Source organism: Simiduia sp., assembly GCF_058345725.1.
The window spans coordinates 60,122-77,991 of record NZ_JBTUOC010000071.1 but is presented as its reverse complement, the minus strand read 5'-3'; the positions used below and the strand labels follow the sequence as shown (position 1 = coordinate 77,991).

Sequence of the window (17,870 nt, the reverse complement as noted above, 5' to 3'; positions counted from 1 at the left end):
TGACGGGCCTTATGCAGAAGTACGCCACCCTGATCGATCTGCAAAGCCGCCGGCAACTCATTACCGTCCAGCTGGACAATCACCGACAAATTTTTCAGTCGCTAATCTTAGACATCAACTTCAGTCGTCGACTGTTGGTGCTGGACGAACTCTTTCCTACGGCGCCACAACCGGCCCTGGGGCAATCACTGTACTTATCCCACCAACACATGGGTAAAGTCATGCAATTTGAGGCCCCGTTGCTGGAGCGCCAGACCATTGCCGGCAGCCCTTGCTACCTGGTACCTCTGCCCGAAGAATTGAGTTATCGCCAGCGCCGCCGCCATGCGCGCCTGTTGTTGGAAGACCGACTAGTCCCCGTCAAGCTTCAGTCGCCCTGGCGCTCGCACTGGTTTGGCTCACTGGTCAATCTATCGGCCAGCGGCATGCGACTGGCGGTCAACGGCGACAAGCTGAAGGAAATCAGCCGCGGCAGCCGCATCCCCCACATACAATTTGAATTGAGCCGTCAATTGCGCATCCAGTGTGAGGGCAAGGTGCGCAGCTTCCGGTTTATGCGCCGACCCCACCGCCAAACTGAAATTAGTGTGGAATTCACCGGGCTCACCACCGACCAATACGGCTTGCTCAGCCACTATGTGGACACCCTGTTGGCACAGAATTACCGAGCCGCCTGAGGTGCGTTCAGCGCCCAGTCATAGTCGTAGCGAATGTCCGCATTAAGCGGAATTGGGGACTGCCGGTAGCGATTGATGTAGTTCAATCGCGCCGCCAGATCTGCGCCGAAATCGTCGCCAAACCAGTCAAAGATCCGGCTAAGCACCCACCCATTGGGCGTCTTGCGCACGCCTTTCGGGGCGTTAATAAATGCCAGTGCCGCTTGCACCAACTGCTGTTCAAGCCGGCTGGCCTCCAGCGGCTCGGGCGGTAAGTCCGGACACCCTATGCTGGCACAATTGAGGACGAAGTGCAGGCGCGGCTCCTGCCAGCGCTGGCGCAAAATACCGTGTTCGATATCGTCGAAACTCAAAGATTGCCCCGCCACGGTGACCACGGGAAGTTTCCAGGGGCCACCGGCGAGCCAGGCGCTCAGGTTCGGTTTAATGGCTTTGACCGATACGGGAACGCCCTCTTCTAGTACCAGTAAAATCATCCGACTATTGTATAAATTGACCCAATACGCAATCTGCGCCTGCTCGCTTAACGCCTCGGGATTCACTGCTTCCAGAGCGCGCACATAGCCAGCCAATTGTCGCCGATGTGCAGACGTCACGGCTCGGTAGTCAATCACCGCACCCAGCGGCGACGTTTGGCGGTAGTGCGTTAAAAACGCCCTATAGGCGCCGTCATCCGGTAACACTGCCGCCTGTACAGCGACGCCCGGCAGCACACAACACAACAGCGCCCAGCACCCCATTAATTGGCACCAACGGCTGACAGCGGCGCCCCTGCGCCCGTACACTAGGTTATTTTTGATCAACATAAGATTTCCCGTATGGATAACAGCAGCCTCATCGACCTCGATCGCGAACTCTTGTGGCACCCCTACTCGTCCTTTAAAAATCCGCCGCCGGTGTACCCAGTGGCCCGCGCCGAAGGCGTTTACATAGAGTTGGCCGATGGGCGCCGGCTCATAGATGGGATGTCCAGTTGGTGGTGTATGTTACATGGCTACAATCATCCCACCTTAAATGCCGCTATCAAACAACAGGTGGATCAGGTTTCTCACGTGATGTTTGGCGGTCTGACGCACGCTCCGGCAGTAACGCTGGCGCAAAAGTTAGTGGCGCTAACCCCGCCTGGCCTCAATAAGGTATTTCTCGCCGATTCGGGCTCTGTCTCAGTAGAAGTGGCGCTGAAAATGGCGTTGCAGTATTGGCGCTCGCAACAACAGCCTCAGAAAACGCGCATGTTGGCGTTGTGCAATGGTTATCACGGCGACACCTTTGGCGCCATGGCGGTGTGCGACCCTGTTACCGGCATGCACCACCTGTTTGCCGATGTGATGCCTCAACACCTGTTTGCACCCTCGCCCAGCTGCCCCTTTGGCAGCCCCTGCCAAGACAGCGATCTAGCACCATTGCGCCAGCTGTTTGAGGACCATGCCCATAGCTTGGCCGCCGTAATTTTGGAGCCCATCGTACAGGGCGCCGGCGGCATGCGTTTTTATTCAGCCGACTATTTGCGCGCCGTGCGAGAGCTCTGTGACACGCACCAGGTGCTACTGATTGCCGACGAAATTGCCACCGGCTTTGGACGCACAGGCAAAATGTTTGCCTGCGAGCACGCGCATATTAGCCCCGATATTATGTGTTTGGGTAAAGGACTCACAGGCGGCTACATGACCTTGGCCGCGACACTGTGCAACGACAAAGTGGCACAGGGCATTTGCGACGGCGAGGCGGGTGTCTTTATGCACGGACCCACCTTTATGGGCAATCCATTGGCGTGCGCCGTAGCTAATGCCAGCATCGACCTCCTGTGTAGTCAACCTTGGCAAGAAAAAGTGGCAAGCATTAGCGCGGCACTGACGCAAGGACTAAACCCCTGCGCCGACTATGCCGGCGTTGCCGAGGTGCGGGTATTGGGCACAATAGGCGTGGTTGAAATGCACGCGCCCGTGGACATGGCTAGTATTCAGCGCCGGTTTATTGAGGAGGGCGTTTGGGTTAGACCCTTTGGAAAATTGGTGTACGTAATGCCTCCGCTGATCATCACGCCCGCGGAATTAACCCAGCTAACGGGTGCACTCTGCAAAGTGCTGGCTCAGGTTTAAGACGTTCACACAGGTGCACCTAGCAACCTGTGTGAGCACCTGCCGGCAATTAACGAATGGGCTTGATGCCCACCGCTGCACGCACATCTTTCAGTAAGGGCGCGCTGAAGGCACGCGCTTTTTCGGCGCCCTTCTCCAATTCGGCTTCCACGTGGGCGGGATCTGCCAGCAGCTCTTTATAGCGCTCGCGCGCCTCTGCCAGCTGGCCGTTAATTAATTCGTGCAATTGTTTTTTCGCTTCGCCCCAGGCGATCCCGGCGGCAAATTCATCGCGCATATATTGCGTTTGCTCGGGCGTGGCAAAGGCTTGCCAAATTTGAAACACCGTTGCGTCGTCCGGGTCCTTTGGATCACCCGGCTCCAGCAAGTTAGTTTTAATTTTATTGATATGCTTTTTAAGCGGCTTTTCATCCAGAAATAGCGGGATGGTATTGCCATAGCTTTTACTCATCTTACGGCCATCCAAGCCCTGCAGCACGGCCACATTGTCGTCAACCACCGCCTCTGGCAGGGTAAAGTGAGTGCCGTAGTGGTGATTGAAACGCGCTGCGATATCGCGCGCCATTTCAACGTGTTGAATTTGGTCGCGACCGACTGGCACCTTGTGTGCATTAAACATCAGAATATCGGCGGCCATTAGCACCGGGTAACTGTACAGTCCCATGGTGATGCCAAAATCGGTGTCTTCTCCCGCCTCTTCATTGGCGGCCACCGCTGCTTTGTACGCGTGCGCACGGTTCATCAAACCCTTGGCAGCACTGCAGGTGAGAATCCAACATAGCTCCGGAATTTCGGGCACATCCGACTGGCGGTAAAACACCACATTATCGGTATTTAGCCCCAATGCCAGCCAAGTGGCCGCTATTTCGCGAGTGGACTGGTGCACAAGTTCCGGCGCCTGACATTTAATCAGCGCGTGGTAGTCGGCTAAAAAATAAAATGACAGATTGTTCGTGTCGTGGCTGGCTTCGATGGCCGGGCGGATGGCGCCCACATAATTACCGAGATGAGGAGTACCGGTGGTAGTAATGCCGGTCAATACCCGCTGCTTGGTCATAGTGTCAACTCTGGCTAATGCTTAAAGGCGGCTATGATACCCGTAAATGCATTGCAGATGCACACCTGCTAACCCGCCAGCGTCTCGAGTGTATGCCGGTAAGTCGGCCCCAGCGACGCCCAGGAGAGCTGTTGTACGTTGGCCGGTTGCGAGGGCTCTGCACTGCATGCTCGAACCAAGGCCTCGGCCAATTGCTCGGCTTCCAGCGCAGGTTGCTCCAAATCCGAGGCGTAAAAGTGCACGCCTGAGTCTTGAGAGCTAAACCACTCAGGGTAGGCCAGGCGCCTGGGCAGCACCGCCTGCGCGCCGGCGGCAACCGCCTCCAGCACTGACAGCCCTTGAAAATCGTGCAGCGCCGTGGAGACAACACAGTGGCTAGCGGCTAACAGTGCCTCGTAATCGCTGCGAGTCCGCTGATAACCCCATGCGCCCAAGCTACCCCGCGAAAGCAACAGCGCTTGCAGCTTGGCAAAAACCGGCGGTACCTGTCGAAATTGCTGCCCGACAACATGCACCTGAAGGTCGGGCAAACGCTCGCCCAGAGCCTCGAGGCCATTGACCAATCGCTCGGGCGCCTTGTCGTGCTCCCAGCGGTGGTTCCAAATTATCGTCGGGCGACTAGGTTTTGGGCCAGGAGGTCGAAAGGCAGAATCCAACAATGGCACCGGTAAAACGGCGGATTTTTCTGCCAATGTCGCAACCAAATGCGGCGGTACTGCATCGGGCAACTTTGCCATTAGCGCTGCGACGCCCTGCAAAAATGTCTGGCGATTGTAGTCTGAATTGAAGGCCAGCAGATCTGCAGATTGGGCGCTGAACAAGGTCATCATTTGCGGCTCGAGCCGCTGTGCCTGCACGCCATTTGCCGGGTAAATAAACTGATTTTCGTGAAAATACAGAAGCGTCGGCACCCGGGTCAAAGCCGGGCAAAAGCTGCGCAAGCCAGCCAAATCCGTCATGGACGTGGCGATTATTAAATCCCAGGGCTCGTTAAAAAGTGCGGTGTACTGGTGCGCCAAATACAAGGCATTGCCGCGAATGCGCCAATTGAAGTAGCGCGCCGGTAAACTGACCAACTGCCAGTGCCAATCCGGAAAGGCCGTGATAAGCCCGTCACACCAATAGGCGTGACTCTGGGCATGGTACGCAGATAGCAGCAGGCAGCGCACGAGTTACAGGCAACTGCCGCCACTAATAAAGTTCATTGGCGCAAGAGAGGATGGAACAATCGAGACCTGCCTGATTGAATAGATAGGCCGCCACCTCGGCGCGGCGGCCACCATCACCGGTTATCAGGTAATTTACGCCGCTTTCCAGGCGCTCTAGGCGTACGCGCAAACCGCCCAGTGGCATGTTTACAGCGCCGGCCACATGGCCACACTTGTATTCCATGGGCAACCGCACGTCGACCAATTTAAAGTTGCCCTGCTTTTCCAACGACGTCCAAGCCTGGCTGTCGACATACTGTAAAATTGGTTCTTGCAGCAGTACGCGAAAATCTTCTTTGGTCAGGCGCATGACGCCGCCGTTGCTTTGGGCTATCACCGACGCATTGCGCACGGCATCGCCGACCAACGCTTCTTCGCCAAAATAATGACCGGGTTTTAATACCACATCTAATTGTTGGCTGCGCGACTCTACGGCCACTCGACCTTTTTCAAGAACGTAAAAATAATCGCCCTGGTCGCCCTCTTGAATCAGAACGTCGCCAGCGCTGAACTCAACCCATTCAAACTTGGCAAACAATTCCTGCAAATTGGCGGGCGGCACCTTGTTGAACAATGGCGACTCGAGCAAACAAGACATCCAATCCTGATGCTCCTCACCAGGGTGTTCGGCCTGCTCGGCGCTGGACTCGGTGTAAGCCAAAACCAAATCCACAAACTCTTTGTCAATCCGAAAGACCACCACGGATTCTTTCGCCACCCCGGACACCGGCGATGGCGACTGCAGATTCAGCGGTTGTTTGGCGCGCTCGCTCTCGGCACTAATGACTTCAGATTCAAAGTCAGCGGCGATCAGGTCAACACTGCCAGACACCAGGTAATAATTTTCCGCCAGCGGCTTACCGCGCTTGAAAACCAGCGTCCCCCGCTCCAGCTCAAACAGCTCAAGATGGTCCATTAGACGCTGTAAATATTCTTCGCTAAGCGCACTGAACGGCTCAAACTGCGCCAGTGCCTGTAAATCAAATGCCATGGTTACTCCTGGTCGTTAGCGGGCCGAATAATGGGCGCGCAGTACTTTAATCAGATCAACCATATCCGTGGTGCCTGCCGTTTCTCTGATGGAATGCATTCCCCAAGTAGGCATACCCACGTCCAGGGTTTTTAAACCGATTTCTGCTGCGGTGATGGGCCCGATGGTGCTGCCGCAAGCCATGTCTGTACGTACCACAAAGGCTTGCACAGGCACCTGTTGCTGTTGGCACAGATGCCGAAAGTATGCACTGGTTTCACTGTTGGTGGCGTAGCGCTGGTTCGCATTTATCTTAATCACCGGTCCGCGGTTCAACAGCGGCCCATGATTTTGCTCATGCTTATCTGGGTAGTTCGGGTGAATGCCGTGGGCATTGTCTGCCGAGATCATTACCGAGCGATCAATCGCCCGGTTTCTCGCCTCGACATCAGGTAGCAGACGCTCCAGAAACTGACGTAGCATCGGGCCCTGGGCGCCACAGGCAGACATACTACCCACCTCTTCGTGGTCGTTGCAGATCAACAGCTGGCTGTGGCCCGAGCGAGCTGACAGCAACGCCTCCAGCCCCACAAAACAGCTAAGCAAATTATCCAAGCGTGCACCGGCAAAAAACTCCCCATTGAGTCCAATACTGGCGGCGGGCTGGGTATCGTAGAAGCTCAGCTCGTAATCCAGTACTTGCGCGACATCGTCTACACCGTCGGCATGCAACTGCTCCTTGAGCAGCTGGCGAAAATCCGGTTTTTCGTCACTGTTGGCCAGCTGTGCAAGTACTGGTGGTATATCGGTTTGCGGGTTGATGGAACGGCTTTTATTAACCTCGCGATCCAAGTGGATAGCCAAGCTGGGAATGGTGGCAATGGCGCGTTTAAAGTCTATCAATGCGGAACAACGCGCGCCTTTACCATCGAGGTAATTAACTCGACCGGCCAACGAAAGATCTCTGTCAAACCAGGGGGCCAGCAACACGCCGCCATACACTTCGACACCGAGTTGAAAATAGCCCTGTGAATTCACTTCTGGCTGAGGCTTGACCTTTAGGCAGGGGCTATCGGTGTGTGCACCTACCATGTGGATGCCCTGCGCCACGGTATCTTGACCGTGCACATAGGCCAGCAACGAGGAGTCATTGCGGGTTACATAATATTTTCCACCCACCGAGAACTGCCACTCGTCGCCCTCTTTCAGCTCGACAAAACCCGCCGACTGCAACCGTTTGGCCATTTCTGCCACAGCGTGAAAAGGCGTGGGCGATGCCTGTAAAAAATCGCTGAGCTGCGCAATGATTGTGGCATTGGCTGAATTCGCCATAGTCGATTAAACCTCGGAATCTGACTGTTGATCATCTGTGGGCGCTTGCCACAGTTCTATTTTGTTACCGGCCGGGTCGATAAACCAGCCGAATACACCGTATTCGCTTCGCTCTATATCCGGCAGCACCTCTGCGCCGCCATTGGCCACCTGTGCTAAGCAGGCTGCCACATCGTCCACCACCAGATTGATCATGAAGCGCCCGCTGCTTGGGGCAAAATACCCCGTGTCCTCCTTGAAGGCGGTGATCACTGAATAGGCACCGTCGGGCAACGCCTTGACCGGCAGCTGCGCGCCATATTCACTCATGTTCATGCCAAGGTGGGCGTTGTACCAGGCATTTAGCGCTGCCGGATCCGATGCTTTGAAAAACACGCCCCCCAAACCGAGTACTTTAGCCATGGTGCCACCCTCGCAGTGCAGTGAGTAAATTAAACGTCTGACGCTGGCTTGCCCTCAAGGCGCACCAGCAAGCTGGAGGTATCCCAACGATTGCCCCCCATGGCTTGAACGTCTGCATAAAATTGGTCGACTAACGCGGTGACCGGCAAGCGGGCGCCAATCGCTTTCGCTTGATTCAGCACGATATCCAGGTCTTTACGCATCCAGTCCACGGCAAATCCGTGTTCATAGTCGCCGGAGAGCATCGTTTTATGCCGATTTTCCATCTGCCAGGACTGGGCTGCACCCTTAGAGATCACCTCGATCACTGCCTCGGCATCAAGCCCTGCCGCGTTCGCGAAATGCAACCCCTCTGCCAATCCCTGGACCAACCCGGCAATGCAAATCTGATTGACCATCTTACACAATTGACCACTGCCAGACTCACCTAGGCGCTTCACAGAACGGGCAAAACTCTCGATGGCGGGCCTGGCTGTTTCATAAGCCGCTTCATCGCCACCGACCATCACGGTTAACTGGCCATTTTCAGCACCAGCTTGGCCACCCGACACTGGCGCATCCAAAAAGCTAACCTGCTGCGAGCGGGCCTGGGCATAGAGCTCGCGCGCGACGGTGGCAGAGGCTGTGGTGTTATCTACGATGATGGCGCCAGCCTTAATACCGGCGAGTACGCCGTCGGAACCAGTGACAACGGCGCGCAGATCGTCGTCGTTACCTACGCATATAAACACAATATCCGCATCGGTCGCAGCCAGTGCAGGCGTTTCCGCGCAACGGCCACCGTGTTGTGCAACCCACTGCTCGGCCTTAGTCCGCGTTCGATTGAATACACAGGTGTTAAAACCGGCTCGCTGCAGGTGCCCCGCCATGGGGAATCCCATCACGCCAAGTCCAATAAAAGCTACGTTCACACTTGCCTCCACACACATTCAGACACAGTGAGTAAAAGAACATTAAACGATGTGTTTAATGCCAGAACTCCACCAATAGAAACGCGCCCAATATCAGGCGGTAAATGACAAAAGGCATCATGCCAATACGATTTATCAGCTGCATGAAAAAATGAATGCAAGCATAGGCACTGAGACAGGACAATACAAATCCCAGCCCCAACACGCCCCAATCAACGGCCGCCTGCCCCGCGAGCTTATAGGTCAGAAACGCCGCACTGGCAGCTATGATAGGAATTGACAGCAAAAATGAAAAACGGGCGGCATCTATACGCGTAAAGCCCAGTAACAGCGCAGCTGTCATAGTAATCCCCGAGCGGGATGTGCCGGGAATCAATGCGAGCGCCTGCGCAAATCCAATAACTAGCGCCAACTTAAAGGTCATGGCTGCCATTGTCTGCGCACCGCCGCCACGCCGGTCGGCATAACCCAACAACAGGCCAAAAGCCACTGTTGACCAGCCAATGACCCACCCCGAACGCAACTGGGTTTCAATGAAATCTTTGCCCAGCACGCCAACAATACCCGCCGGTAGAGTTGCTATGCCAATCATCCACACTAAGTCACTGTTGTGCGAACGCTGACCTGCAAACGCTTTAAACCAATCCCCCGCCAGTGCTAACAGATCTTGCCGAAAATACATTATCACTGCCAGCAGACTGCCAAAATGCACTGCCACATCAAAGGCCAAGCCTTGGTCAGTCCAGCCGAGCAATTGGTTTGGCAAAATAAGATGTGCCGAACTGGAAATGGGAAGAAATTCTGTCAGCCCCTGAATAATTGCCAGGACCAATACCTGCAGCCAGTCCATGGTTACTCCAAATTGTCAGTGCGGATACGCGTGCGCTTTTGCCAGCTGACACTGTCGCGCAAGTAAACCGGTTGCGCCTGTGCGGCGGTTAGCCGAGTTGCGCCGTCAGCCTGTGCCAGGGTCAGAATATCTTGGGCATCCGGCTCTAGCTCGGCCAAACAATTTGTCGGCGCATGCGGTAGTAAAAGCTCTAACTGCCAGGCACTACCACAAGCTGCATCCACGCCTGTCAGTGCTGCAGCTACGTTAGCAATGGGGACCAGACTCTCCTCTGACATGGCATTTACACGGCCACTGTCGACTTGAAAACGGGCAATATAGGCCTCGTCCATACGGGCGTCGACGGCTACCCCCAAGCTGCCATTGAAATTGGGATGGCGCCGAGCGTACCCCTGGGCCAGGCATGCCAGCGACGATACGGGGATCACCGGCAGGTCTGCGCCGTAGGCCAGCCCCTGTACAACGCCCGTCACCACCCGCAAACCCGTGAATGAGCCGGGACCACGGCCAAAGGCGATGGCCGCTAATTGCGGGACTGTGCAACCGGCCTCGGACAATACCTCGTCAATCATGGGCAACAAGCGCTGCATATGCCCCCTTGGGGTCAGTGCATAGCGCGCGCACAGCTGATTACCCCAAGACAGGGCCACGGAACAGGCATTTGAACTGGTATCGACGGCTAAAATTCGACTCATAGGGCTTCGGTTTCTGTGAAAGGCACGCATTTTCCCAGAATTTCGCCTCTGTGACACCCAAAAAAAATCCCCCTTGCGGGGGATTTTTACGTGCACCTAGCGTCTACTTCGCCTTTTTCTTTCTACCTCGGCTAGCCGCCTTCTTTTTAGCAGGTGCCTTGCGGGGTTTAGCGGCTTTGGCTTTCGCCTTTGGCTTCGCTTTTCGTGGCTTGGCTTTGGCCGCGGCCCGCTTTGCGGCGGCTTTGGCCTTAGCGGCGGCCTTGCGCTCCGCTATTTTTTCTTTCGCGGCTGCCTTTTTAGCCGCGGCTTTGGCCTTAGCGGCCGCTTTTTTAGCCGCAGCTTTAGCCTTAGCTGCGGCCTTTTTCGCAGCCGCCGCGGCCTTCGCCTTCTCTTTCTTTTCTACCGCTGCAAGTTTTGCCTTTACTTTCTTAGCAGTGGACTTCACTTTCTTCGCATCGGCCGCAGCCCGCTTTTTCATCCATTTGCTTTCAAAGGCAGCCATCGCTTTAGCCAAATCGGCCTCTGCCTTGGCTGCAAGCGAGGTTTTTAACATTTCAACCTTTGCCATAGCAGCCTCAACCCGCGCCTGGGCCTTAGCTTCCGCCTTCAGTTGAGACAGCTTCGATTTAGCATCAGCCAGCTTGGCCCGGGCCGCTTGCAACGCTTTGGCAATCTTGGCTGCCGCATTGCTTGCACTAACGGCAGCCCGCTTATCCATAGCTTTGCCGGATTTTCCTGATTTCTTCTTGGCAGCAGCGGCCTTTTTACGGGCAGCAGCAGCCTGCTTACTTTGAGCGGCGATTTCTTTGGTGAGTTTATCGACCGCCGCTTGGGACTTGGCCAGTGCCGGTGAAACCGGTGCTGGCGTGCGAATGGATTTTGCCTTTGCGGTGGTTTTTTTGGCACCGCGTTTAGTGGCTTTTTTTGCTACTCGTGCCATGTGTCATCTCCTCGGACATGAATCGAACAAAAACATTGTTATTACACGTTTTCAGCACAACATCGCTGCATGACACCAGCGCAAATATGCAAAAGCATTGGCATCGCTTTTGATATTAAGAAAGAAAATAGAGTTTTGCGAGTTTTTAGCCCATTTTTTAATCAAAAATGGGCGTTTTGAATTGAAAATCGGAAATATCGACGTTAATGCGTGCGATTTAGGGTGCCCAGTTGCAAAAAATTCAGGCGAAGTGTTCCAAAACGATGTTACTCATTAAAAAAACCTGTTCAGCCGAATCGTTCAAACAGGGTATGTAGCGGTAATCGGTGCCACCGCTGGCCATGAACAACTCGCGATTCTCTTCGTCGATTTCTTCCAATGTTTCTAAACAGTCAATGGCGAACGCCGGACAGATCACATCCACGCTAGTGACCCCCTTCGATGCCCACTCGGCCAACAATATATCCGTGTAGGGTTTTAGCCATTGCGCTTTCCCCAAGCGCGACTGAAAACTCACCGCCCAGCGCTCAGGCGCCAAGTTTAATGCTTTGGCGACATCGCTAGCCGTTTGTAGGCAGTGCTTTTGATAGGGATCGCCAAGATCCACGTTGCGCTGGGGAATACCATGAAACGAAAACAGCAGTTTTTCGGCAGGCGGTGTTGTTTGCCAGTGCGCCTTAACGGATTTAACCAAGCCGGCAATGTAATCTGGCCGCTGGCAATACGATTTTTGAATACGGACATCGGGAATATCCCGGCTGGCGGCAATGATACGGGCGTATTGATCGTATACGGAGGCCGTGGTAGTAGCAGAATACTGAGGATACAGAGGCAGCAATAAAATTCTGTCGACGCCCTGGCTCTGTAATTGCGCAATTTGTTTCGCGATTGTCGGGCTGCCATAGGTATAGGCGCAGTATACTTTGGGCGCCTGTTCGCCTTGCACCTCTTCAAGTTTGGTCTTTAACTTATCCGCTAGGCTTTCGGTCAGTACTTTCAGCGGAGAGCCCTCATCCGTCCAAATGGATTGGTAGGCTTTGGACACCCTTTTGGGCCGAAATGGCAAAATGAAACCATAGAGTATCGGCCACCAAATCAACCGAGGTATTTCCACTACCCGCCGATCCGACAGAAACTCGCGCAAGAATTTTCGAACACCTGCGGGCGTTGGGCTTTCCGGCGTCCCCAGATTTATTAGAATGACAGCATCAACGCTCATACAATTCCTTTAGGCCAGATATCTGCGCCCTTTTAAGGCTCGGGCAAAAAAAAACCCGCCTGGGCGGGTTTCCTCGGGTAGGCTGACCGCACGCACGCTTAGGAGAGTACGTCAAAAACCCGCTGGCGGATTTCATCGACGGTGCCCACACCGGCAATTTTACTGCATTTCACAGGCGTGTGAGCCTGACGTGCCGCATAAAAACCTACCAAAGGCTCAGTTTGTTCGTGATACAGCGCCAGGCGTTTGCGCACCGTATCTTCCTGATCGTCTGCGCGCTGCACCAGATCATCGCCGGTTTCGTCGTCTTTGCCGGCCACTTTCGGCGGGTTATACACCGTGTGGTACACGCGTCCCGAGGCCTCGTGTACACGGCGACCACTGAGGCGCTCCACAATCACTTCATCGGCTACGTCAATTTCGAGAACATGATCGATTTCAACGCCGGCCGCCACCATGGCTTCGGCCTGTGGAATAGTGCGGGGAAAGCCGTCAAACAAAAAACCCGATGCACAATCTGCCTGGGCAATACGATCTTTGACCAGAGCGATAATAATGTCGTCTGACACCAGACCGCCCGACGACATAATGTCTTTAACTTTTAACCCCAGTGGTGACTCCGCTTTTACTGCTGCGCGCAGCATGTCGCCGGTGGAAATCTGGGGGATACCAAATTTATCCATGATAAATTTGGCTTGTGTGCCTTTGCCGGCGCCTGGGGCACCTAGAAGAATTACGCGCATATGTGCTCGCTCCTACAGTTCTCGTCTCGCGTTGTTCCAGATGTTGCCACCAGACATCAATCCACTAATCGTCAGCAGGTACACCCTTGTTTTGGGGGGCATAAGATACACGGTGCCCCCCACCTACTCAAGCAAGCGCATCGACTTTCACCTGGCAACACGCTGCTAAGTGTTTGTTTTGTCTGTTTTTTGCGCTAAATAACCCCTATCGAACCGGCGTCTCAACGGCGCCTTTACTACTCGCTAGACGCCACCCTAGAGAGAAACTGTATTTACAGCCCTCTTTATATTCCTAAATGCTATATAACTTCAGACCCTAATTGCCAAAGGGTCGAAATCAGCGGAGGTACTTCAACTAATATCATAGATGTTTAAAAACCAACCAATAGGAGCGCCACATGGGCCTTTTCTCTAGGAATCAGCAAGAGGATAACGACAACGATCTGTTAGAAAGCCCTGGATTACCCACCAGCCAGGATCTGAACGAAGAGTATTTCGAACCGGACGAAGATATTCTGCCCTTGGCCGCCACACCCAAGCCCGCCCGACGCGCGCCCAGCTATGGCATAGAGGACGCGATCGGGCTGATGCGCAAATTACCTAGCGACAATACCGATGTGGTGGTATCGGTGGTCAAGCAAACGCTGGAGTCCACGCAAATCAGCATTGACGACATCATTGCCGACGCGACCGACAAAGAAGAGCGCCTACTCAACAAAAATGCGCAATTAGAGCGTGAAATTAAGGACCTGCAAGCGGAGATTGCGTCGCGCAACAAGCAAATTGCCGAGCTGCTTGCAGACCACAAAGAAACCGTTACCGTACGCGAGCAGTTGCAGCTGGCCAACAAGCTGGAAGAGCGCAAAGCACCGAAAGCCCAGAAGCCCGCTGTCGATGCGTCAAAACCCCGCGAAGCCCCCGATAGCCAGCCGGATTCGGCCGTGGCTAAAGGCGCCAGCAACGTTAATCCCCTACCCCACTGACCGCACCGACTGCGCAATCCCGCCGCCGCTGGGCCCGTTAACCACTGGCCCAGCCACGCTATTTTCGGCATAATGCGCGCCATCAAGGATTTAGGCGAACAACGATGGCTAAGAAGTTCCTGAAACGCTGGATGCCCGATCCAGCCAAGATCAGAGACCACGCATCATTGCAATTCCTTGGTAGCCTCCTGCACGATCCAAATTTATTTCACTTGAACCGGCTTTCCGTATCGCGGGCTTTTTTAGTCGGTATTTTTGTTTGCTTTTTACCCATACCCGGCCAGATGGTCGTGGCGGCACTCGGCGCACTTTGGCTGCGGGCTAATTTGCCTATCAGCGTGGCCTTGGTTTGGATCAGTAACCCAGTGACCATGCCCGCCATGTTTTACGCTTGCTACCAGCTGGGTTTGACGCTGCTGAACGCACCGAGTCGGCCGTTTCATTTTGAACTGAGCTTGGACTGGATATTGGCAGAAATTGGCTACCTGTTGCCGCCCCTGTTGGCGGGCACATTGGTGTGTGCACTGTTCTTCTCCTGCCTGTCGTTTTTATTGATCAATCAGTTGTGGCGCTGGAATGTCAGCCGCAACTGGCAGCGGCGCATTGCCGAGCGCCTGGCCCGCAAGCAGCGTTAATGGTCGAGCTGTAACGCTTCGGCCGGTGCCACGCGACTCGCGCGCCACGCCGGGTACAGAGTCGCCAGCAAGCTCATCAGTAAAGATACTGCTCCCACAGTGACACAATCTTCCCAACGAAAATCACTGGGTAAGTAACTGATCGGATACACGTCCGAGGCTAGAAATTGAATATTCAGGGCCGATTCCAGCGCGGCCACCCAGGCCGTCACAAAATGCGCGCCCAGCGTACCCGCCGCCAGGCCCACTCCGGTACCAATCACACCAATCATGGCCCCTTGGACCATAAAGATTCCCATAATGTGCCAACGGCTGGCGCCCAGGCTACGTAAAATGGCGATCTGACTTTGCTTATCGACCACCACCATCACCAGCGTGGACACCACGTTGAAGGCTGCAATTGCAATGATTAAAAACAGTAACAAGCCCACAAGCTGACGCGACATTTGCACGGCTTGAAAAAGGTTCCCGTGGCTACGCGTCCAATCGGAACCGTAAAACCCGTAGCTGAGCGTTGCCATCAAGTCACGAATAACTTGACGCGACGCAAACAAATCCGACAATTTTAACCGTACTCCGGTCACTGCCGAAGGTGCCAGTTCAGACAGAGGCTCGGCATTTTCCAGCGCGGTGATACCCAACCCATTGTCAATTTCAGTGCCGGTGCGAACGATACCGATGAGCGTAAACGCACCCATTTTTGGCAAGCTAGTGGCATTGTCGCGGTTGGGGATAATGAGCGTGATAGGATCGCCAATATCAGCGCCCAGCGCTTGAACCACGCCAGCTCCCAGCAGCAGACCGCCAACCGGCAAATCGTCCAGAGGCTGAGCGCCGGTAAATTCGTGCAGGCGTGACACTTTAATTTCCAAAGCAGGCACGATACCGTACACACTCAATGGCGCGACCTTATCGCCCAGGCTGGCAAGCCCTTGTAACTGAATAAACGGCGCAGCGGCGAGTACTTGGGGGTGTTGCTCAAATTCTTCTACATAGTCCGACCACTGGGTAACGCCTTCGCGGTGGTACACCGTGGCCTGTGGCATTACGCCCAATATGCGCTCGCGCAATTCGCGATCAAAACCATTCATTACCGACAAAACGATAATGAGCAGCGCAACGCCCATCACCAAGCCTGTCATCGACACCAATGAAATAAAGCTCACCAGTTGATTGCGGCGCTTGCTACCGGTATATCTGAGGCCAATCCAGAGCGGTAAACTAGCCATGGAGACGCTCTTGCAGCTGCCCTTTGTCCAGGCGATAGACTTTGTCCATGCGATCCGCCAGCGACAGATCATGGGTCACAATAACGAAGGCCACTCCGTGCTCTTGGCTAAGCGACAACATTAGCTGCTGCACAGATTCAGCATTCTCGCTATCTAAATTCCCCGTGGGCTCATCCATCAGCACACAGGCCGGCTGCATGGCCAGCGAGCGCGCAATGGCAACCCGCTGGCGCTCGCCGCCGGAGAGTTCAGCGGGTTTGTGGTGCAATCGGTGCCCTAGTCCGACCTGCTCGAGCAAGGCCGTGGCGCGCACGCTAAATTCAGCGGCAGCTAATTTAGCAATCCGCATTGGCATTTCCACATTTTCCTGTGCGCTAAATTCTGGCAGCAAGTGGTGGAACTGATACACAAAGCCTAAATGGCGATTGCGCATAAAACCGCGCGCGTTATCGGATAGTGTCGACAGCGATTGCCCAGCTAGCACGACTTCACCTTCGCTAGGAACATCCAGACCGCCAAGTAAATTCAATAGCGTCGACTTACCAGAACCCGAAGCGCCCACTATGGCGACGCGCTCACCGGACGCCACTGAAAAATCAATGCTCTTCAGTACATCAACAGACAAGGGCCCTTGCTGATAGGTTTTCTTAAGGCCTGTGCAAGCTAAAACAATAGCCCGATCATTCATAACGGAGGGTCTCAGCAGGTTCAATTTTAGAGGCGCGGTAGGCCGGATAAACGCTGGCAAGCAAACTCAATAACAAGCCAACCGAAGACACCAGCACCACATCGGCCCACAACCAGTGGGACGGCAAATGGCTGATATAGTAGACAGAGGGATCGAACATATGCACGCCCGTGAGTGATTCCAAAGATTGCACAATAGGCCCCACATAAACCCCGATCACTGAACCCAGGACGGCGCCCAATAAAATTCCCAAGCTGCCCACTGCGCAGCCCTGGACCATAAATATCGCCATGACTTGGCGCGCGGTAATTCCGAGGGTGCGCAAGACTGCAATATCGGCGCGCTTGTCGGCCACCATTAATACCAGACTGGTGACAATATTAAAGGCCGCCACTAACACAATAATTAGCAGCAACACCGTTATGACGGTCTTCTCCATTTTAATGGCTTGAAACAAACTGCCCTGCGACTGGCTCCAGTCCTTTACCGAGAGCCCGGCAGGTAAAGCGTGCGCCAGTTTCGACATAATCTGGCTGGCGGCGAACATATCGGCCACCTTGACGTGCACGCCATCCACCTGATCACCGCGCCGCAGCAGTCGCTGCGCATCCGACAGATGCATGAGTACCAAGGACTGGTCTACCTGTGCACCTACTTCAAACACACCTACCACGGTGAAGCGTTTAACGCGGGGAAAAATGCCCGCCGGGGTTATATTCAATTGCGGGAGCGTTAACATCAGTTTATCGCCCGGTACCACGCTGAGTTGACGGGCGAGTATGCGGCCCAACACCAGGCCAAATTCGCCTGGCCGCAGCTCGGCCAGGTCCCCCATGACCATATGCTCACCAATTTCGGAAACCCTGGCCTCAAGTGCCGGATCTATTCCAGAAAACGCAACGGCTTGCAATGCCCGGCCAAACCCCAGCATGGCAAAGCCCTCTACATAGGGTGCATGCGCCAGCAAATCCGGTTGTGTTTGCAGTGTCTGTGACAACGCCCGCCAATCCGCCAGGCCATCATCTGCATAAACACTGCCGTGGGGGATCGCGGATAGCAAGCGCCCTTTGAGCTCGCGATCAAAGCCATTCATGACCGAAAGCACAATAATGAGCGCCCCCACGCCCAGCATCATGCCAAGCAGGGAAAATCCACTTAAAAAAGAAATGAATTGGTTGCGTCGCCGTGCACGTATATAACGCAAACCAATAAAAACAGGCATTGAATTCATG

General features: G+C 54.5%; 19 protein-coding genes. 4 read left to right on the top strand and 15 right to left on the bottom strand.

The window, feature by feature from the left end:
• The coding region (locus ACW8F6_RS14945; RefSeq protein ID WP_491576677.1) for a flagellar brake protein at window positions 1–677 on the top strand (677 nt) is incomplete at its 5' end.
• Here the strand turns inward: ACW8F6_RS14945 and ACW8F6_RS14940 are convergent.
• The gene (locus tag ACW8F6_RS14940; RefSeq protein ID WP_491576676.1) at window positions 662–1,483 is read right to left on the bottom strand and encodes a DUF547 domain-containing protein; all 822 of its coding nucleotides are present in this window, start codon (window positions 1,481–1,483) and stop codon (window positions 662–664) included. The two genes, ACW8F6_RS14945 and ACW8F6_RS14940, sit on opposite strands and share 16 nt — an antisense overlap.
• A 12-nt stretch (window positions 1,484–1,495) precedes the next feature.
• On the opposite strand from ACW8F6_RS14940, the gene bioA reads away from it, so the two are divergent.
• Window positions 1,496–2,776 carry an adenosylmethionine--8-amino-7-oxononanoate transaminase gene (bioA, locus tag ACW8F6_RS14935; protein WP_491576675.1) on the top strand — a complete coding sequence of 427 codons (1,281 nt, stop codon included), beginning with the start codon at window positions 1,496–1,498 and terminating at the stop codon, window positions 2,774–2,776.
• Between the two features lie 49 nt (window positions 2,777–2,825).
• On the opposite strand, the gene ACW8F6_RS14930 is transcribed toward bioA, so the two are convergent.
• The 11 genes from ACW8F6_RS14930 to adk all read right to left on the bottom strand — a co-directional run bounded on the left by ACW8F6_RS14930 (window position 2,826) and on the right by adk (window position 13,103).
• The gene (locus ACW8F6_RS14930) at window positions 2,826–3,833 is read right to left on the bottom strand and encodes a tryptophan--tRNA ligase (protein ID WP_491576674.1); all 1,008 of its coding nucleotides are present in this window, start codon (window positions 3,831–3,833) and stop codon (window positions 2,826–2,828) included.
• Between the two features lie 68 nt (window positions 3,834–3,901).
• Window positions 3,902–5,002 carry a tRNA-queuosine alpha-mannosyltransferase domain-containing protein gene (locus ACW8F6_RS14925; protein ID WP_491576673.1) on the bottom strand — a complete coding sequence of 367 codons (1,101 nt, stop codon included), beginning with the start codon at window positions 5,000–5,002 and terminating at the stop codon, window positions 3,902–3,904.
• A gap of 22 nt (window positions 5,003–5,024) precedes the next feature.
• Window positions 5,025–6,032, bottom strand: coding sequence for a cyclic nucleotide-binding domain-containing protein (locus ACW8F6_RS14920; RefSeq protein WP_491576672.1), 1,008 nt, complete (start codon window positions 6,030–6,032; stop codon window positions 5,025–5,027).
• 15 nt (window positions 6,033–6,047) lie between these two features.
• Entirely contained in the window at window positions 6,048–7,343 is a 1,296-nt protein-coding gene (locus ACW8F6_RS14915; protein ID WP_491576671.1) for a M18 family aminopeptidase, read from the bottom strand.
• A gap of 6 nt (window positions 7,344–7,349) precedes the next feature.
• Window positions 7,350–7,745, bottom strand: a complete 396-nt coding sequence (locus ACW8F6_RS14910) for a VOC family protein (protein ID WP_491576670.1) — start codon at window positions 7,743–7,745, stop codon at window positions 7,350–7,352.
• Window positions 7,746–7,774: 29 nt separating this feature from the next.
• Complete coding sequence (locus ACW8F6_RS14905) at window positions 7,775–8,656, bottom strand: NAD(P)-dependent oxidoreductase (protein WP_491576669.1); 882 nt, start codon at window positions 8,654–8,656, stop codon at window positions 7,775–7,777.
• Window positions 8,657–8,711: 55 nt separating this feature from the next.
• Window positions 8,712–9,506: an undecaprenyl-diphosphate phosphatase gene (locus tag ACW8F6_RS14900; RefSeq protein ID WP_491576668.1), complete on the bottom strand. Its 795-nt coding sequence runs from the start codon at window positions 9,504–9,506 to the stop codon at window positions 8,712–8,714.
• 2 nt (window positions 9,507–9,508) lie between these two features.
• Window positions 9,509–10,201 carry a tRNA (adenosine(37)-N6)-threonylcarbamoyltransferase complex dimerization subunit type 1 TsaB gene (tsaB, locus tag ACW8F6_RS14895; RefSeq protein ID WP_491576667.1) on the bottom strand — a complete coding sequence of 231 codons (693 nt, stop codon included), beginning with the start codon at window positions 10,199–10,201 and terminating at the stop codon, window positions 9,509–9,511.
• Window positions 10,202–10,304: 103 nt separating this feature from the next.
• Window positions 10,305–11,141, bottom strand: a complete 837-nt coding sequence (locus ACW8F6_RS14890) for a hypothetical protein (protein ID WP_491576666.1) — start codon at window positions 11,139–11,141, stop codon at window positions 10,305–10,307.
• A gap of 241 nt (window positions 11,142–11,382) precedes the next feature.
• The gene (hemH, locus tag ACW8F6_RS14885; protein WP_491576665.1) at window positions 11,383–12,360 is read right to left on the bottom strand and encodes a ferrochelatase; all 978 of its coding nucleotides are present in this window, start codon (window positions 12,358–12,360) and stop codon (window positions 11,383–11,385) included.
• Between the two features lie 98 nt (window positions 12,361–12,458).
• Window positions 12,459–13,103, bottom strand: a complete 645-nt coding sequence (gene adk / locus ACW8F6_RS14880; protein ID WP_491576664.1) for an adenylate kinase — start codon at window positions 13,101–13,103, stop codon at window positions 12,459–12,461.
• A 398-nt stretch (window positions 13,104–13,501) separates the two neighbouring features.
• On the opposite strand from adk, the gene ACW8F6_RS14875 reads away from it, so the two are divergent.
• On the top strand, window positions 13,502–14,086 hold the full coding sequence (locus ACW8F6_RS14875; RefSeq protein WP_491576663.1) for a hypothetical protein: 585 nt from the start codon (window positions 13,502–13,504) through the stop codon (window positions 14,084–14,086).
• Window positions 14,087–14,190: 104 nt separating this feature from the next.
• Complete coding sequence (locus tag ACW8F6_RS14870; protein ID WP_491576662.1) at window positions 14,191–14,721, top strand: DUF2062 domain-containing protein; 531 nt, start codon at window positions 14,191–14,193, stop codon at window positions 14,719–14,721.
• Here the strand turns inward: ACW8F6_RS14870 and ACW8F6_RS14865 are convergent.
• The 3 genes from ACW8F6_RS14865 to ACW8F6_RS14855 are packed head-to-tail and all read right to left on the bottom strand — an operon-like array spanning window position 14,718 to window position 17,869.
• Window positions 14,718–15,950: a lipoprotein-releasing ABC transporter permease subunit gene (locus ACW8F6_RS14865; protein ID WP_491576661.1), complete on the bottom strand. Its 1,233-nt coding sequence runs from the start codon at window positions 15,948–15,950 to the stop codon at window positions 14,718–14,720. The two genes, ACW8F6_RS14870 and ACW8F6_RS14865, sit on opposite strands and share 4 nt — an antisense overlap.
• The gene (locus ACW8F6_RS14860; RefSeq protein WP_491576660.1) at window positions 15,943–16,638 is read right to left on the bottom strand and encodes an ABC transporter ATP-binding protein; all 696 of its coding nucleotides are present in this window, start codon (window positions 16,636–16,638) and stop codon (window positions 15,943–15,945) included. The genes ACW8F6_RS14865 and ACW8F6_RS14860 overlap by 8 nt, the downstream gene beginning before the upstream one ends.
• Complete coding sequence (locus ACW8F6_RS14855) at window positions 16,631–17,869, bottom strand: lipoprotein-releasing ABC transporter permease subunit (protein ID WP_491576659.1); 1,239 nt, start codon at window positions 17,867–17,869, stop codon at window positions 16,631–16,633. Before ACW8F6_RS14855 ends, ACW8F6_RS14860 begins: the two co-directional genes overlap by 8 nt.
• Window position 17,870 lies beyond the last annotated feature (1 nt).

Bases quoted from the DNA above. Each gene is read 5' to 3' on its own strand.
- ACW8F6_RS14930 (WP_491576674.1), bottom strand. From the start codon at position 3,833: ATGACCAAGCAGCGGGTATTGACCGGCATTACTACCACCGGTACTCCT.
- ACW8F6_RS14915 (WP_491576671.1), bottom strand. From the start codon at position 7,343: ATGGCGAATTCAGCCAATGCCACAATCATTGCGCAGCTCAGCGATTTT.
- ACW8F6_RS14875 (WP_491576663.1), top strand. From the start codon at position 13,502: ATGGGCCTTTTCTCTAGGAATCAGCAAGAGGATAACGACAACGATCTG.
- hemH (WP_491576665.1), bottom strand. From the start codon at position 12,360: ATGAGCGTTGATGCTGTCATTCTAATAAATCTGGGGACGCCGGAAAGC.
- ACW8F6_RS14860 (WP_491576660.1), bottom strand. From the start codon at position 16,638: ATGAATGATCGGGCTATTGTTTTAGCTTGCACAGGCCTTAAGAAAACC.
- ACW8F6_RS14890 (WP_491576666.1), bottom strand. From the start codon at position 11,141: ATGGCACGAGTAGCAAAAAAAGCCACTAAACGCGGTGCCAAAAAAACC.
- ACW8F6_RS14900 (WP_491576668.1), bottom strand. From the start codon at position 9,506: ATGGACTGGCTGCAGGTATTGGTCCTGGCAATTATTCAGGGGCTGACA.
- ACW8F6_RS14865 (WP_491576661.1), bottom strand. From the start codon at position 15,950: ATGGCTAGTTTACCGCTCTGGATTGGCCTCAGATATACCGGTAGCAAG.
- adk (WP_491576664.1), bottom strand. From the start codon at position 13,103: ATGCGCGTAATTCTTCTAGGTGCCCCAGGCGCCGGCAAAGGCACACAA.
- ACW8F6_RS14870 (WP_491576662.1), top strand. From the start codon at position 14,191: ATGGCTAAGAAGTTCCTGAAACGCTGGATGCCCGATCCAGCCAAGATC.
- tsaB (WP_491576667.1), bottom strand. From the start codon at position 10,201: ATGAGTCGAATTTTAGCCGTCGATACCAGTTCAAATGCCTGTTCCGTG.
- bioA (WP_491576675.1), top strand. From the start codon at position 1,496: ATGGATAACAGCAGCCTCATCGACCTCGATCGCGAACTCTTGTGGCAC.
- ACW8F6_RS14940 (WP_491576676.1), bottom strand. From the start codon at position 1,483: ATGTTGATCAAAAATAACCTAGTGTACGGGCGCAGGGGCGCCGCTGTC.
- ACW8F6_RS14910 (WP_491576670.1), bottom strand. From the start codon at position 7,745: ATGGCTAAAGTACTCGGTTTGGGGGGCGTGTTTTTCAAAGCATCGGAT.
- ACW8F6_RS14855 (WP_491576659.1), bottom strand. From the start codon at position 17,869: ATGAATTCAATGCCTGTTTTTATTGGTTTGCGTTATATACGTGCACGG.
- ACW8F6_RS14920 (WP_491576672.1), bottom strand. From the start codon at position 6,032: ATGGCATTTGATTTACAGGCACTGGCGCAGTTTGAGCCGTTCAGTGCG.